Genomic DNA, 15,837 nt, shown 5'->3' on the forward strand with positions numbered 1-15,837 from the left:
GCCCTGGCCCCCGCCCGCGTCGTCCCGTCGTCCCGCAGCGGTGCCCCCCGCGGCACCTTCGACGCGTTCAGCCACCTCGGTGACGCCCCGGCGCAGCCCGCGCCGGTCCTCGTGACGGCGGGCGCCGCAGGGCCGCCCGGCACGCTCACCGAGGTCCACGAGCGGCTGCGGGCCGGGGCGTTCGCCGGCAACGAGTGGGCCCTGGACGGCGTCCTCACCCGGGTCGCGCTGCGGACCGGGGCCGACGTCCGGGCCCCCGGCCGGACCAGGTCGCCGACCCCGCCGTCGTCCGTGAGGTCGTCACCGTGCTGGAGCGGATGGGCTACGGCGAGCTCTCCGGCGCGGACGCGGAACGACCGCGTTGGTGGAGCAGGGGTCGCCGGCGCGCCGGACCCAATACCCTGACCAGCACCCCGGACCGATAGGACGCGACGGCCAGCATGAACTCCGCCCCCACGGCGTCAGGCCTCGCCCGCGGCCATGCCACCGGCCCGGCCGCCGTCGCCGTCGCGGACCTCGTCGCCGCCGTCCGCGCGGGCCTGCGCGGCGCCGACCCCGCCGCGGTCCTCTACTTCGCGTCGTCCCGGTACGACCCGCAGGACGTCGTCGGCCCGATGGCGGACGCGTTCCCCGGTGCTGCGGTCGTCGGCTGCTCGAAGGCCGGGGAGTTCACCGACGCGGTCTCCTCGGTGGGCGGGATCAGCGCGGTGGCCCTGCCCCGCGCCGTCGTCGGCGGGGCGGTCGCCACCCTCGGCGACCTGTCCGGCGACGTGCACGCCGGGATCGCCGCCGCGATCGCGGCCGTCGAGACCACGGTCCGGGTGCCGCTGCGCGACCTGGACCCCGCCGAGCACGTCGGCTTCGTCCTCATCGACGGCATGCACCAGGCGGAGGAGGCGGTCAACGAGGCCCTCGGGGACGCCGCCCCGCTGCTCGACATCGTCGGCGGCTCAGCGGGGGACGACCTCGCCTTCGAGCGCACCTGGGTCGCGGCCGGCCGCGCGTGGAGCTTCCAGGGCGTTGCGCTCATGGTCTGCCACGTCGAGGTGCCCTTCCGGGTGGTCAAGACGTGCGCCGTCCGGGAGACCGGGATCACCCTGCGGATCACCTCGACCGACGAGACCCGCCGGGTCGTCACGTCGTTCGACGGCCGGCCCGCCGCGCAGGTGTACGCCGAGGCGGTCGGGGTGCCCGTGGAGGCGCTCTGCGGCTCCGTCTTCATGCGCCACCCGCTGGGCCAGATCATCTCCGGCGAGCCGTGGGTGCGCAGCCCCTCGGCGGTCGTCGCCGGCGGGGGAGTGCGCTTCCTGGCCCAGATGCCGCTCGGGATGGACGTCGCGGTCCTGGGCACCGGCGACCTCGTGGGCGGCACCCGGGACGCGCTCCTGGACGCCTGGCGCAGCCTCGGCACGGCGAGCGGGGCCGTGATGTTCAACTGCATCCTGCGCCGCCTCGAGATGGACGCCACCGGTGCCGCGCAGGACTTCGTCGACGCGTTCGGCGGCCTGCCGGTCGCGGGGTTCCACACCTACGGCGAGACGTGGATGGCGCACGTGAACCAGACGCTCACCGGGATCCTCTTCGGCTGACCGGGCAGGGCCTCGGGGCCGGGCCGGCAGGGGTCAGGCGGACAGCGCCAGCCGGACGGCGTACCCGAGGACGACGAGGTACCCGACGACCCCGGTCGCCGTCCGCGCCCAGCCGGGCAGCCGGGCGCCGGCGAGCGCACCGGCGGTCGCGATGACGAGCTGCCACGCCCACGACGCGAGGAAGACCCCGAGCGCGAAGCGGCCGCCCGCCGACGCGCCGGCCACCGCGTCCCCGAGGCCCGCGGTGAGGACGACGAAGTAGACGGCCGTGAGCGGGTTGACCGCCGTGAGGCCGACGAACCGGAGCAGCACGTGGTGCCCCGGCACCTCGGCCGGCGCGGCGCCCGCCGGCCGGCGCAGCCCCCACAGCCCGCGCAGCGCCACGACGGCGAGGACGACGGCCCCGACGAGCCGCACGGCCGCCGTCCGGCCGTCGAGGGCCGCGGTGACCGCCGTCCCGGCCGCCACCGCGACGACCGCGTAGCCGAGGTCGACGAGCGCGACCCCGGTCGCCGCGGCCGCCGCCGACCGCCACCCGCGGTGCAGCCCCTCACCGAGGATGAGCACGCTGATCGCGCCGAGCGGCAGCGCGACGCCGATGCCCGCGAGGGCACCGGCGAGGAACGCGTCCGGGTCGGCGGTCATGGTCCACATCCTGGTGGCCGGGCCAGGGGCGGGCGACGGATTTACCCGCGCGAGGGCGTCGTGTCCGTCACGGGCCGCCGAGGATCTCGTACGGCACGAAGGCGTCGGGGCCGGTGCGGACGTAGGCGGTCATCGCGCAGGGGGCCGTCTGCATCGCGGGCCGCCAGCCGTCCGGTGTGCGCACCGCGTGATCGGGTCCCGGGTCGGCCCAGACCTCGCGCGCGCGGTCGCCGCGCCCGGTCGTCGTCACCTGCTGCAGACCGCCCTGCCCGTACTCGGCCCGGGCCGCGGCCAGGGTGCGCGGCGGCCCCGGGAGGCGCGCGTAGTCGCGCTCGCACCAGGTGACCCGCTCGCCGACCTCCTGCCACGGCCACATCCCCTCGACGGCCCGGACCCGGACCGCCCACGTCCCGGCGACGACGACGCCGACGACGAGGAGCACGAGGACGGCGCGCCGCCGGGTCGCCGGCCGGCCGGCGGTTCTGGTCACAGCCGTCGGACGCCGAGGCCGCCCCCACGGTTGTCGTCCCCGGCCGTCGTCACCCGGTGCACGGACGGCCGTCACCGGCGTGCGGGATGGGCGCGGGGCCGCCGCCGGGCGTATCCTGAGAAGGTTCCGGCGTCGGTGATGCCGCAGGCCCAGAGGGGCCGCGCCGGGTCGACGAGGTAGCAGGGTGCAGCACGGTGACGTGGTCTCCAGAGGCCGCCGCCCGTCGCTGAGCGCTTCGCGGGTCCGTGACCCGTGCCTGGTCGACCCCGCCCACCGACGACGTCCCGCACCTCACCGGCGCGGGCGTCCCCCTTCCGAGAGGTACCCATGTCCTTCGACTACAAGGTCGCCGACATCAACCTGGCCGAGTCCGGCCGGCACGAGATCCGCCTCGCCGAGCACGAGATGCCCGGCCTCATGGCCCTGCGCGCCGAGTTCGGCGACAGCAAGCCGCTGGCGGGCGCCCGGATCGCGGGCTCGCTCCACATGACGGTGCAGACCGCCGTCCTCATCGAGACCCTCGTCGCGCTCGGCGCCGACGTCCGCTGGGTCTCGTGCAACATCTTCTCCACGCAGGACAACGCCGCCGCGGCCACGGTCGTCGGCCCGCACGGCACCCCGCAGGACCCGCAGGGCGTGCCGGTCTTCGCCTGGAAGGGCGAGACGCTCGCCGAGTACTGGTGGTGCACCGAGCAGATGCTCGCGTGGCCCGCCGACGAGAACGGCAACACGGGCCCCAACATGATCCTCGACGACGGCGGCGACGTGACGCTGCTCGTCCACAAGGGCGTCGAGTTCGAGGCCGCGGGCGTCGTCCCGTCGCCGGCCGAGAACGACAGCGAGGAGTGGCTCGTCATCCTCGAGACGCTGCGCGGCTCGCTCGCGTCGGACCCGCAGCGCTTCACCCGGATGGCCGCCGCGATCAAGGGCGTCACCGAGGAGACCACGACAGGCGTGCACCGCCTGTACGAGTTCGCCAAGGAGGGTCGCCTGCTCTTCCCGGCGATCAACGTCAACGACTCGGTGACGAAGTCGAAGTTCGACAACAAGTACGGCACCCGGCACTCGCTCATCGACGGCATCAACCGCGCGACCGACGTCCTCATCGGCGGCAAGGTCGCGGTCGTCTTCGGCTACGGCGACGTCGGCAAGGGCTGCGCGGAGTCGCTGCGCGGCCAGGGCGCCCGGGTCATCGTCACCGAGGTCGACCCGATCTGCGCGCTCCAGGCCGCGATGGACGGCTACCAGGTCGCCACGCTCGAGGACGTCGTCGAGACCGCGGACATGTTCATCACCGCGACCGGCAACAAGGACATCATCACCGCGGCCGACATGGCGCGGATGAAGCACCAGGCGATCGTCGGCAACATCGGCCACTTCGACAACGAGATCGACATGGCCGGCCTGGCGAAGCTGCCGGGCGTGCGCAAGGTCGAGATCAAGCCGCAGGTGCACGAGTGGACGTTCCCGGCCGCCGGTGACCGCGCGGAGCACAGCATCATCGTGCTCTCCGAGGGCCGCCTGCTGAACCTCGGCAACGCGACCGGCCACCCGAGCTTCGTCATGTCGAACTCGTTCTCGAACCAGGTCATCGCGCAGATCGAGCTCTTCACGAAGACGAGCGACTACGAGACCCAGGTCTACGTGCTGCCCAAGCACCTCGACGAGAAGGTCGCGCGCCTGCACCTCGACGCGCTCGGCGTCCGCCTCACCCAGCTCACCAAGGAGCAGGCGGAGTACATCGGCGTCGACGTCGCCGGGCCGTACAAGCCGGACCACTACCGGTACTGAGGCGCTCGCAGCCCCTGAGCACCACGACCGGTCACGAGGCCCGGACGGCGCACCCGCCGTCCGGGCCTCGTGCCGTCTCCGATCCGTCCATGCGCGCTGTCGGCCCGCGCCGCTAGCGTCGTCCCGGTCGAACGGCCGGACGGCGAAGGAGGGCCCGGTGCAGGGGTTGCGTGCACGTGCCGAGTGGCAGTTCTTCGCGACGCTGCCGAAGGCCGCCCCGGGGCTCGCCGTCGCCTGGTGGGTCGTGCTCGTGCTGCGCGGGGTGCTGCCCGCGGTGTTCGCCGTCGCCACGGGCGTGCTCGTGCAGGCCGTGCAGTCGGGCGGGGACCTCGCTCGACCGTTGACCTTCATGGGCGTGGTCTTCGTCCTGCTCCAGGTGCTCGCGCCGGTGCAGCAGGGGCTCAGCGCCAACCTCGGCGACCGGACGGCGGCCTGGCTCTACGACCGGCTCACCGACGCCTGCGTCGACCCGCCGGGGATGGGCCACCTCGAGGACCCGGAGCTCGCCGAGGACCTCACCGCGGCCCGCGACTTCGACCTCGGTCAGCTCGGCCCGCCGCTGTTCGTCGCGATGGACTTCATCGCCGGCGGCCTCGTCGAGCTAATCGGCGGCGTGACGTCGGTGCTCGTGCTCGCGGTCTGGTCGCCGTGGGCGGCGCTGCTCCTCGGCGGCGCGTGGGCCTCGACGCACTGGCTCCTGCGGGAGAGCGGCGTCTGGCGGGACCGCAACACCGACGAGGTCAGGGCGGCGCAGCGGCACTCCGACTACGCCTACCGGCTCGCCGTCGACCCGCCCGCGGCCAAGGAGCTGCGGATGTTCGGCCTCGTCGGCTGGACCGTCGAGCGGTTCGTCGCGCACCGCACCCGGCTGCACGAGCTGCAGTACCGGGCGACGCGGCTGCGCGAGCGGCCGCTGCTCGGGTGCGGGCTGCTCGTCGTCGGTGCGAACGTCGCCGTCTTCTGGGCGCTCGCGACCGCCGCCTTCGACGGCCGCGTGGACCTCGGGCAGGCCGTGACGTACGCGCAGGTCGCGGTCGGGACGTCGATGATCGCCTTCGGCGGGCTCAACTGGGCCATGGACGGCGCGGCGGGGCCGGTCGCGGCGACGCTGCGGCTCGGGCCGGCGACCGGGCCGGCCGGTGCGCTCGCACCACCACCGGGCGGCACGCCGCGGCCTGCGGCGGGGATGCCCACGCGCGGGATCCGTTTCCGTGACGTCACCTTCGGGTACCCGGCGGGCGGCGGCCCGGTCCTGGAGCACCTCGACCTCGAGGTCCCCGCGGGCCGTTCGCTCGCGATCGTCGGGCAGAACGGCGCCGGCAAGACGACGCTCGCGAAGCTGCTCTGCCGGCTCTACGACCCGCAGTCCGGCGCCGTCGAGGTCGACGGCGTCGACCTGCGAGACCTCGACGTCGAGGCCTGGCGGGGGCGGGTCGCCGCGGTCTTCCAGGACTTCGTCCGGTTCGAGCTGCCCCTGCGGAGCAACGTCGCGCCGGGCGGGGCACCGGACGACGTCGTCCTCGCCGCGCTCGCGGACGCCGGCGCCGACGACCTCGCCGGGCTCGACACCCCGCTCGCCAAGGGCTACCCGGGCGGCACCGACCTGTCCGGCGGGCAGTGGCAGCGCGTCGCGCTCGCCCGGGCGCTGGCCGCCGTCCGGCTCGGGGCCGGCGTCGTCCTGCTCGACGAGCCGACCGCACAGCTCGACGTCCGCGGCGAGGCCGAGATCTTCCGGCGCATCCTCGAGGCGACCCGGGGGACGACGACGGTGCTCGTCTCCCACCGGTTCTCGACCGTCCGGCTCGCCGACCTCATCTGCGTCCTCGAGCACGGCCGGGTCGTCGAGCTCGGCTCCCACGACGAGCTGATGGCGGCGGGTGGCCGCTACCGGACGATGTTCGACCTCCAGGCGCAGCGGTTCGGTACGGCCGACGAGGAGGAGGTGACCTATGACGTCCTCTGACGAGGACCTGCCGCCCGGGCTGCGGTCGATGTGGCGGGTGTGCCGGCTCGGGTACAGCAACGAGCCGCGGTTGCTCGTCGCGGCCTTCTCGCTCACCGTGCTCGGCGCCGTCCCGGACGCGCTCCTGGCGCTGTGGCTGCAGCTGCTCGGCCGCGGCGTCGTCGAGCGCGACCGCGTGCTGCTGCTCGCGGCCTGCCTCGGGCTGGGGCTGTCGGCGGCGGGCACGTGGTTCCTGCGGGTCGTGAGCAGTCGGGTGACGCGCCGCTTCCGGGACAGGGTGACCATCGCGCTGGAGTCCCACGTGGCCCGGCTGCAGGCCTCCGTGCCGACGGTCGCGCACCAGGAGCGGCCGCTGCTCCTCGACCGGCTCGCGGTGCTGCGTGACGAGATCTACGTGCTCGACCACATGTACATGTCGCTGTTCAGCACCGTCGGCTGGGTGCTGCGGCTGGGCATCACGGTGGCGCTGCTCGTCTCGATCCACCCGGCGCTCGCGCTGCTCGGGGTCTTCGCGCTGCCGACCGTCGTCACCTCGACGTGGCGGCCCGGGGTGGAGCGGGCCGTCCAGGAGCGGGCAGCGCCGCACATGCGCCTGGCGAAGCACTTGTTCCAGACGGCGACGACCGCGCCGGCCGGCAAGGAGGTCCGGGTCACCGGGATCGGGCGCCGGCTGGCGGAGCAGCGCCGGGAGGCCTGGGAGCGCGGCTACCGGCCGATGGCCCGGGCCCGCACGGTGACGGCCGCCTGGCACGGTCTCGCGTGGGCGGTGTTCGGGTCGGCGTACGTGGCTGCCGTGGTCCTCGTGGCGACTGTGCTCGACGCCGGGGCCGGCAGCGTGCTCCTCGTGCTCGCGGCGGGGGCACGGCTGTCCGCGTACATCGGGGCGACCGTGGCCGAGGTCGGCTGGCTGCGCGGGATCTGGCTCGACGGTTCGCGCCGGCTCGTCTGGCTGGAGGACTACGCGGCCGCGCTCGTCGTCGACGCCGACCGGGACCCGCCCGCACGGCTCGAGCGGGGCATCCGGTTCGAGCACGTGTCGTTCAGCTACCCGGGCACCGACCGGCGCGTGCTCGACGACGTCACGCTCGACCTGCCCGCGGGCAGCGTCGTCGCGGTCGTCGGGGAGAACGGCGCGGGCAAGTCGACGCTCGTCAAGCTGCTCTGCAAGCTCTACGCACCCGACGCGGGGCGGATCCTCGTCGACGACGTGCCCCTCGAGGCCCTGCGCACCGACGGCTGGCGGGCCCGGCTCGCCGGCGCCTTCCAGGACTTCTTCCGCTTCGAGCTGCGGGCCGACCACAGCGTCGGGCTCGGGGACGTCCCGCGCGTCGACGACCGCCCCTCGGTCGTCGCCGCGGTCGATCGGGCGGGCGCCGGGGACGTCGTCGAACGGCTCGCCGACGGTCTCGACACCCAGCTCGGCCCGACGTGGCCGGACGGCGTCGAGGTCTCCTTCGGGCAGTGGCAGAAGCTCGCGCTGGCCCGCGGTTTCATGCGCGAGACGCCGCTCGTGCTCGTCCTCGACGAGCCGACGGCCGCCCTCGACGCCGAGACGGAGCACGCCCTCTTCGAGCGGTACGCCGCAGCGGCCGGCGGCACCGACGGCCGGATCACCCTGCTCGTCTCGCACCGGTTCTCGACGGTGCGGATGGCCGACCTCATCGTCGTCCTCGACGGCGCCCGGGTCGTCGAGACCGGCTCGCACGCCGACCTCATGGCCCGCGGCGGCCCGTACAGCGAGCTCTACGGCATCCAGGCGGCGGCGTACCGCTGACGGCCGGGGGCGGTGAGCAGCCGGGGCCGGGTCGTCAGTCCTCGCCGACGAGCTTGTGGCTCGACGCCGCGAGCACCGGGGCGGCGTCGCGGCGCGCGGTCCGCGCCGCCCGGGCGGCCTGGGCGCGACCGAGCCGGTCGAGCTCGCGGCGGGTGCGCTCCGCGAGCACGGCCGCGAGGAAGTGCTCGGGGTAGGTGCCCGGCGGCGGCGTCGGTGCGACGTAGCGGGAGACCTGGTCGGCCAGGCTCGTCCCGAGGCGGGTGCGGGCCTGCGGGTGCAGGGACGCCGTCCGCCCGAGGAAGCCGCGGGCCGCGAGCGCGAGCCGCTCGGGGATCCGGCCGATGTCCGCGGACCCGGCCCACTGCGCCAGGTGCGGCGGCATGGCGACCGGCGGCGGGATCTCGACCCCGCCGCGCTCCCGGACGACGTACGTGCCGGCGAGCAGGTCGCCGACCCGCTTGCCGTGCGGGGAGACCAGCGAGCTGATGACGGCGACGAACGGGAGCGAGAAGACCTCGACGACGGCGAGCAGCCCGCGCACGAGCGCCTGCCGGAAGCGGATCGGGCCGCCGTCGTCCCGCACGACCCGCAGCCCGGCGGCGAGCTTGCCGACCGAGCGGCCGCGGGTGAGCGTCTCGACCGCCACGGGCAGCCCGACGAGGAAGCCCACCACGTCGACGAGGAACAGCGCCGCGGTGGCGGCCTCGTCGAGCCCGGCCGCGAGCCCGCCGACGATGGTCGCGCTGACGAAGAGCAGGCCGACGTAGAGGAACGCGTCGAGCAGCCACGCGAGCGAGCGCCCGGCGAACGACGCCGGTCGCAGCTCGAGCGCGACCGCCTCGCCCGTGACGAGCTCGGCGGGCAGCCGCAGGCCCTCGACGTCGACGGTGCCGGCCCCGGTCGTGGACGGCGCACCCGCCCACGGCAGCGAGCCACCGGCGGGCGCGGGTCCGGACGGCGCGGCTCCGGGCACGGGCGCGGTCGGCGTCGTCATGCGCCCCAGGCTACGCAGCCGCCGCGCCGTACGCTGGCCCGATGGACCTCGACGCCTTCGTGGCCGTGCACTCGGCGGAGTGGGCCCGGCTCGACGAGCTGAGCCGTACCCGCCGCCTGACCGGTGAGGAGGCGGACGAGCTCGTCGCGCTCTACCAGCGGGCGGCGACCCACCTGTCCGCGGTCCGGACGGCGGCTCCGGACGCCGCGGTCGCCGCCCGGCTGTCGTCGTCCGTCGCCTGGGCCCGCGCCGCGGTGACCGGCACGAGCGAGCCGCTGTGGCGCGAGCTCGCCCGGTTCTTCGTCGTGTCGTTCCCGGCCGCCGTCTGGCGCTCGCGCTGGTGGGCCTTCGCCAGCTTCGCGTTCAGCGCCGTCGTCGCGGTCGCGCTCGGGGTATGGGTCGCCCGCAACCCCGAGGTGCAGGCCGCGGTGGGCTCGGAGGAGGAGATCCGCCGGCTCGTCGAGGTCGACTTCGAGAGCTACTACAGCGAGTACGCGGCCGGCAGCTTCGCCGCCCAGGTGTGGACGAACAACGCGTGGGTCTCGGCGCTGTGCATCGTCTTCGGGGTGAGCGGGGTCGGGGTGGTCTGGGTGCTGTTCCAGAACGCCGCGAACGTCGGGGTCATCGGCGGCCTCATGGCGGCGAACGACCGGCTCGGCCTCTTCTTCGGGCTCATCACCCCGCACGGGCTGCTCGAGCTCACCGCGGTGTTCGTCGCGTCCGGCGCCGGGCTGCAGCTCTTCTGGGCCTGGGTCGCACCGGGCCCGCTGCCGCGGGTCCGGGCGCTCGCGCAGGAGGGCCGGTCGATGATCACCGTCGCCCTCGGCCTCGTCGTCGTGCTCCTGGTCTCCGGCGTCGTCGAGGCCTTCGTGACGCCGTCCGGCCTGCCGACCTGGGCCCGGATCACCATCGGCGCCGTCGTCTGGCTGCTCTTCCTCGGCTACGTGGGCACCCTCGGCCGGTGGGCCGCGCGGTCCGGCGAGACCGGTGACCTCGACGAGTCCCTCCGCGAGGACGTCCTCCCCGTCACCGGCTGACACGCCGAGGCCGCACAGGTGAGCGGCTCAGAGCCGCCCGGCGGCCTTGAGCGCGAGGTAGTGGTCGGCGAGCGCCGGCGGCAGCGACTCGGGCGGGGCGTCGAGCACGTCGACCCCGGCCCGGGTCAGCTCGGCGGTCACGGCGAGCCGGTCGAGCTGGCTGCGCTGCGCGGCCGCGGCGCCGAACACGGCGTACGCGTCGCCGCGGGCGGCGGCCTGCTCGGCGACCTGCGGGTCGGCGACGGACGCGAGGACGACCTGGTGGTGCCGGGTCAGCTGCTGGACGACGGGCAGCAGGCCCTCCTCGATCGCGGCGGCCTCGAGCGGGGTGAGCAGGACGACGAGCGCGCGCTGGGTGAGCCGCTGCCGGACGGCGCCGACGACGACGGTCCAGTCCGCCTCGACGAGGTCGGCGTCGAGCGGCGCCATCGCCTCGACGAGGGCGGGGAGCAGACCGCCGCCCGTGACGCCCTCGACCCGGGCCCGCACGCGGCGGTCCGCGGCGAGCAGGTCGACCCGGTCACCGGCGCGGGACGCGAGCGCGGCGAGCAGCAGCGCGGCGTCCATCGCCGCGTCCAGCCGCGGTGCGTCGCCGATCCGGGCGGCCGACGTCCGCGACGTGTCGAGCACGACGAGCACCCGGCGGTCGCGCTCGGGCCGCCAGGTGCGGACGACGACCTGCTGGCGGCGCGCGGTGGCCCGCCAGTCGATGGACCGGACGTCGTCGCCGTCGACGTAGTCGCGCAGCGAGTCGAACTCGGTGCCCTGGCCGCGCACCTGGACGGCCGCCTTGCCGTCGAGCTCGCGCAGCCGGGCGAGCCGGCTCGGCAGGTGCTTGCGGGACGTGAACGGCGGCAGCACCCGCAGCCGGCCGGGGGCGGGCAGCGCGCGCTGACGGGCGGCCAGCCCGAGCGGCCCGGTGCTGCGGACGACGGCGTGCTCGACGAGCCGGTCCCCGCGACGGGTCGGCACGAGCCGGGTCGTGAAGCGGCGGCGCTGACCGGCCGGGACGTCGAGCCGGTGCCGCTGGTCGGCCGCGCCCGCCGACGGCTGCCAGGCGTCCCGGACGACGCCGCGGACCAGCCGGGGCCCGCGGTTCGTCACGACGAACGACGCCTGCGCACCGGAGCCGAGCCGCAGCGACCCGAGCGGCTCACGCTCGACCGTGAGCGCCTTCGGCGAGCCGGCGAGCAGCAGGTCGGCGCCGACGGCGAGCAGCACGAGCAGCGCCCAGCCGGTGAACGTCGCCCAGCCGGGCGCGAGCCACAGCGGGACGACGCCGGCGAGCGCGAGCAGCGGCACCCGCCCGGTCAGCGCCACGACCGCACCTCCGGCCGGAGTTCGGCTCCCACGGTCAGCGGGGGACCGGCACGGTCGCCAGCACGCTGTCGAGGACGCCCTCGACGCTCACGCCCTCGAGCTCCGCCTCGGGGCGCAGCTGCACCCGGTGCCGCAGCGTCGGCCGGGCGAGCGCCTTGACGTCGTCCGGCGTCACGTAGTCGCGCCCCGCGAGCCAGGCCCACGCCCGGCTCGTCGCGAGCAGCGCCGTCGCACCGCGCGGGCTCACGCCGAGGGCGAGGGACGGGCTGCTCCGGGTCGCCCGGACGACGTCGACGACGTACCCCATGACGGCGGGGTCGATCGTCACCTGGCGGACGGCGTGGGTCGCGGCCGCGAGGTCCTCCGGGCCGGCGACCGGGCGGACGCCGGCGGCGGCGAGGTCGCGCGGGTCGAAGCCGGCCGCGTGCCGGGCGAGCACCTCCAGCTCGACCTCGCGCGGCGGCAGCGGCATCGTCAGCTTGAGCAGGAACCGGTCGAGCTGGGCCTCGGGCAGCGCGTAGGTGCCCTCGTACTCGACGGGGTTCTGGGTCGCGGCGACGACGAACGGGTCGGGCAGCGGCCGAGGCTTGCCGTCGACGGAGACCTGCCGCTCCTCCATCGCCTCGAGCAGCGACGCCTGGGTCTTCGGCGGCGTCCGGTTGATCTCGTCGGCGAGCAGGATGTTCGTGAAGACCGGCCCTTCGCGGAAGTCGAACTGCGCCGTCCGGGCGTCGTAGACGAGCGAGCCGGTGACGTCGCCGGGCATGAGGTCGGGGGTGAACTGCACGCGCGTCGTCGTGAGCGAGAGGGACGCCGACAGCGCCCGCACGAGCAGGGTCTTCGCGACGCCGGGCACGCCTTCGAGGAGCACGTGCCCGCGGCACAGCAGCGCGATGACGAGGCCGCTGACGGCCGCCTCCTGGCCCACGACGGCCTTCGCGACCTCGGTGCGGACCCGGGTCAGCGCCTCGCGGGCGGCCTCGGCCTCCGTCGGGGCGATCCGGGCCGGCTGCGCGGGGGGCGTGCCGGGGCCGGCGGACCAGGCAGGGGTGTCAGACATCGGCGGAGGACCTCTCGGCGTGGGTGCGGGGGCTGCGGCGGCTCATCGGACGCCGCCGGAGGACGACGGCGCCCGGGCGGGGCGGGAGGAGGCGGTCGTGACGGCGGACTCCGCGGCGGCGATCTCGTCCGCGAGCCGGACGAGGCCGCGGTCGTCGGTCGGCGCGGGGCCGAGGAACGTCGCGGTCAGGGCGGTCTGCGCGAGCCCGGAGGCCTGTGCGGCGAGCGCGACGACGGTCGCGGGGGAGGCGTCCGCCGGCACGTCGAGCCGGCGCGCGAGCCGGCGCAGCGCCGCCGTCCGCAGCGTCGCGGCGGCCCGGCCGTACGCCTTGGCACGCCGGTAGAGCCGGGCCCGGCCCTCCTGCGTCTCGGTCGAGCGGACGACGACGGGCAGCGGTTCGGTGACGAGCCGGCCGAGCCGGCGGCCGCGCCAGACCATCGCGAGGACGGCGACGAGCAGCAGCTGCCAGGCGACGTACCGGACCCCGCGGGGCACGAGCTCGGACAGCGTCGGCGCCTCGTCGGACGTCGACAGCTCGGCCGGGTCCGGGACGTACCAGACGACGCCGGCGCGGGTGCCGAGCAGCCGCAGCGCGAGGGCCGCGGTGCCGTCCGCGTCGGCGAGGTGGCTGTTGCGCAGGACGTCCGCCTGGCCGACGACGACGACCGTCCGGCCGTTCTCGGTGCCGAGGACGAGGCTGCCGCGGTCGGAGCCGCCGGGGGCCGGGTAGCACAGGACGGCGCTCGCCTGCCGGGCGTCGTCGGAGAGCCGGTACAGGCTGCCGCCCGCGCGGGCGGAGCCGGCCGCGGTCACCGACGGCTGGCTGCACGCGGGCTCGGCGCCCCTCGCCTCGACGACGCCGGCGGCCTCGGCGAAGGGGGCGAGCCGCTCGAGCGCGGGCAGGTCCGGGTCGACGAGGACGAGTGGGCCGGGCGTCGCGGCGACCCGGTCGAGCTGCTCGGGCCCGAGCAGCTCGGGGTGGACGACGACGGTCGTGCGCAGCGCGGAGGACCGCTCGGCGACCTGCCGCGACGTGCGGACCGTCTCGACGCCGATGCCCTGCCGCTGCAGGATCTGGGCGACGGCGCGGGCACCGTCGGGGGAGGCCGAGGTCGGCTCGAGGTCGCCGGTCGTCGTGCGCGGGGTGGTCAGCGCACCGACGAGCGCGACGAGCACGAGGGCGCCCGCGGCCGCCCCGCCCCACAGGAGCACCCGGGCGCGCCGGTCACGGGTCCGGCCGGGGGAGCGGCCGGACACGGGCCCGTCGGTGGGCCCGCCGGCGGGGCCGTCGGAGGTCAGGTCGGCCGGCTCGGGGCGGCCCGCGACGACGGTCACGACGGCACCACCGGCGACGCCACGGCCTCGGTCTGCGGGGCGACGGTCCGGGCGGCCACGACCTGCGCGTCGAGCGCGCGCAGCGCCGCGTCGCCGGCCGCGTCCGCGGGCCGGTCGCCGTAGCGCACGTCGTCGAAGAGCCGGGCCGCGGAGCGCAGCGGGTCGCCGAGGCCGGGCAGCCAGCGGGCGGCCTCGGCGGCCGCCTCGTCCGCCGTCCGGCCGGGCTGCGGGACGAGGACGGCGCGCTCCTCGAGCTCGCGGACGACGGCCCGGAACCGCTCGACGACCGCCGTCCGCCAGTCGCCGCGGGCCGCGGCCTCGTCGGCGGCGCCGCGGTGGGTCCGCGCGGTGCCGGACGTGCCGTCGAAGACGGGGGCCGGGTCGGCCTGCCGGGCCCGTCGGACGACGCGCCCCGTCACGAGGACCGCGACGGCGACGAGCACGACGACGACGCCGGCGACGAGTGCGAACGCGGTGCCGGTGCCCTGCCCCGGGCCGCCGAGGCCGGACAGCTTGTCGAGCTGCTCGAGGATCCAGTCGAGGAGCTGGGAGAGCGCACCGGGGCGCTGCTCGGCGTACTCCCGCTTCGCGAGCTCCTCGACCGCCCACTGCCGGGCCTGGTCCCGGTCGGGTTCGAGCGGGACCTGCGCCAGGGCGGCGACGCCCGCACCGGCTGCGGCGAGCGCGCTCACGCGGCCGGGCCGCCCTCGACGTGCCGGACGAGCTCGACGTCGAGACCCTCGCGGCGCATCCGGACGTCGAGGTAGAGCAGCGTCGTCACGGCCGCGCTGAACGGGTAGAAGACGGCCGAGCCGATCGTCTGCCCGAGCCCGCTGATGAGGAGCTGGACGACGTTGCCCCAGAAGCTGTCGTACGGGTTCGACGGGTCGCCCGCGGCGCCGGTGACGAGACCGGCGACGAGGCCGAAGGGGGCCGAGACGACGGCGGCGCCGATGCCCTGGATGATCGACGCGAGCAGCAGGATGCCGAGCACCCGCCAGAAGCTGCCACGGGTCAGCTGCCAGGACCGCGCGATCGCGGACGCCGGGCTGCGGTCCTCGAGCAGGAGCGACGGCGCCGCGAGCCCGAGCTTGGCCGTCAGCGCGAGCGACACGAGGACGGCGGGCACGGCGCCGGCGAGCAGCACGAGCGCGCCGGTGAGCGGGTCGCCGTAGCGCAGGATCGCGATCCCGGGCCCGACGAGCACGCCGGCGACGCCCAGCGAGAGCAGCGTGAGCAGGACCGACAGCCCGAGGACGGCGCCGAGCCGGGGCCGGACCCGGCGCCACAGCGCCGCGCCGCCGGTGCGCACCCCGAGGACGGCGTTGCTCACGCTGATCGTCAGCAGCGCACCGAGGACGGCGGTCGCGACGAGCAGCACGACGTAGCCCGGCAGGGACGCCCGGATCGTGCCGAGGACCAGCGACGCGAAGTCCTCGGCGGTCGGCGCCGCGCCCGGCTCGAAGAGCGACCCGCCGCCGAGGTCGGTGAGCAGCGCGGCGGACGGCAGCGTCGTGAGCAGGGTCGCGACGGCGACGACGATCGCCGACACGCCGATCATCGTCCGCGGGTTCGTGCGGATCGCCTGGAAGGCGCCGTCGAGGATCTCGCCGAGCGAGAGCGGGCGCAGCGGCACGATCCCCGGCTTGGGCCGGGCGAGCCACATCTGGGGTCCGCCGCCGCCCCAGCCCGGGGCACCGGGGGCGCCCCAGGGCTGCTCCTGCGGCGCGCCGCCCCACTGCGGCGCCGCGCCCCACTGCGGCTGCGCGCCGTACTGCGGGGCCGGGCCGGGCTGCACGGGCGGGCCGGGCTGCGGGGTGTACTGCGGGGGTGGCCCGT

Annotated in this window: 13 protein-coding genes and 1 pseudogene; 6 read left to right on the plus strand and 8 right to left on the minus strand. The window is 76.1% G+C overall.

Going from position 1 to position 15,837, the window contains the following annotated elements:
- Together ECOMGDLI_RS34575 and ECOMGDLI_RS10585 are read left to right on the plus strand one after the other, a co-directional pair.
- A pseudogene (locus ECOMGDLI_RS34575) lies at positions 1-405 on the plus strand (hypothetical protein); the annotation flags it as partial.
- Positions 406-440: 35 nt separating this feature from the next.
- On the plus strand, positions 441-1,589 hold the full coding sequence (locus ECOMGDLI_RS10585; protein ID WP_088316805.1) for an FIST signal transduction protein: 1,149 nt from the start codon (positions 441-443) through the stop codon (positions 1,587-1,589).
- A gap of 33 nt (positions 1,590-1,622) precedes the next feature.
- On the opposite strand, the gene ECOMGDLI_RS10590 is transcribed toward ECOMGDLI_RS10585, so the two are convergent.
- The gene (locus ECOMGDLI_RS10590; protein ID WP_158220972.1) at positions 1,623-2,234 is read right to left on the minus strand and encodes a LysE family transporter; all 612 of its coding nucleotides are present in this window, start codon (positions 2,232-2,234) and stop codon (positions 1,623-1,625) included.
- Between the two features lie 67 nt (positions 2,235-2,301).
- Positions 2,302-2,724 carry a hypothetical protein gene (locus ECOMGDLI_RS10595; protein ID WP_088316807.1) on the minus strand — a complete coding sequence of 141 codons (423 nt, stop codon included), beginning with the start codon at positions 2,722-2,724 and terminating at the stop codon, positions 2,302-2,304.
- Between the two features lie 327 nt (positions 2,725-3,051).
- On the opposite strand from ECOMGDLI_RS10595, the gene ahcY reads away from it, so the two are divergent.
- From ahcY to ECOMGDLI_RS10610, 3 genes are all read left to right on the plus strand, one after another.
- Positions 3,052-4,515: an adenosylhomocysteinase gene (ahcY, locus tag ECOMGDLI_RS10600; RefSeq protein ID WP_088316808.1), complete on the plus strand. Its 1,464-nt coding sequence runs from the start codon at positions 3,052-3,054 to the stop codon at positions 4,513-4,515.
- A gap of 157 nt (positions 4,516-4,672) precedes the next feature.
- The gene (locus ECOMGDLI_RS10605; RefSeq protein ID WP_088316809.1) at positions 4,673-6,478 is read left to right on the plus strand and encodes an ABC transporter ATP-binding protein; all 1,806 of its coding nucleotides are present in this window, start codon (positions 4,673-4,675) and stop codon (positions 6,476-6,478) included.
- Complete coding sequence (locus ECOMGDLI_RS10610) at positions 6,465-8,252, plus strand: ABC transporter ATP-binding protein (protein ID WP_088316810.1); 1,788 nt, start codon at positions 6,465-6,467, stop codon at positions 8,250-8,252. The genes ECOMGDLI_RS10605 and ECOMGDLI_RS10610 overlap by 14 nt, the downstream gene beginning before the upstream one ends.
- A gap of 34 nt (positions 8,253-8,286) precedes the next feature.
- Here the strand turns inward: ECOMGDLI_RS10610 and ECOMGDLI_RS10615 are convergent, their stop codons facing one another.
- A complete protein-coding gene (locus tag ECOMGDLI_RS10615) occupies positions 8,287-9,246 on the minus strand; it encodes an RDD family protein (protein ID WP_088316811.1) in 960 nt (319 codons plus the stop codon).
- Positions 9,247-9,287: 41 nt separating this feature from the next.
- On the opposite strand from ECOMGDLI_RS10615, the gene ECOMGDLI_RS10620 reads away from it, so the two are divergent.
- Positions 9,288-10,283 (plus strand): stage II sporulation protein M, encoded by a 996-nt coding sequence (locus ECOMGDLI_RS10620; protein ID WP_088316812.1) that lies wholly within the window; start codon positions 9,288-9,290, stop codon positions 10,281-10,283.
- A gap of 27 nt (positions 10,284-10,310) precedes the next feature.
- Here ECOMGDLI_RS10620 and ECOMGDLI_RS10625 read toward each other — a convergent pair whose 3' ends face one another.
- The 5 genes from ECOMGDLI_RS10625 to ECOMGDLI_RS10645 form a co-directional block, all read right to left on the minus strand.
- Positions 10,311-11,603: a DUF58 domain-containing protein gene (locus tag ECOMGDLI_RS10625; protein ID WP_088316813.1), complete on the minus strand. Its 1,293-nt coding sequence runs from the start codon at positions 11,601-11,603 to the stop codon at positions 10,311-10,313.
- 34 nt (positions 11,604-11,637) lie between these two features.
- Positions 11,638-12,663, minus strand: coding sequence for a MoxR family ATPase (locus ECOMGDLI_RS10630; protein ID WP_088316814.1), 1,026 nt, complete (start codon positions 12,661-12,663; stop codon positions 11,638-11,640).
- A gap of 42 nt (positions 12,664-12,705) precedes the next feature.
- A complete protein-coding gene (locus tag ECOMGDLI_RS10635) occupies positions 12,706-13,998 on the minus strand; it encodes a DUF4350 domain-containing protein (protein WP_088316815.1) in 1,293 nt (430 codons plus the stop codon).
- Positions 13,995-14,690, minus strand: coding sequence for a DUF4129 domain-containing protein (locus ECOMGDLI_RS10640; RefSeq protein ID WP_088316816.1), 696 nt, complete (start codon positions 14,688-14,690; stop codon positions 13,995-13,997). Before ECOMGDLI_RS10640 ends, ECOMGDLI_RS10635 begins: the two co-directional genes overlap by 4 nt.
- The coding region (locus ECOMGDLI_RS10645) for a glycerophosphoryl diester phosphodiesterase membrane domain-containing protein (RefSeq protein WP_143447638.1) at positions 14,687-15,837 on the minus strand (1,151 nt) is incomplete at its 5' end. The genes ECOMGDLI_RS10645 and ECOMGDLI_RS10640, both read right to left, overlap by 4 nt.

Origin of the sequence: Kineosporia sp. R_H_3 (genome assembly GCF_002198675.1) — a bacterium.
Lineage (GTDB): Bacteria > Actinomycetota > Actinomycetes > Actinomycetales > Kineosporiaceae > R-H-3.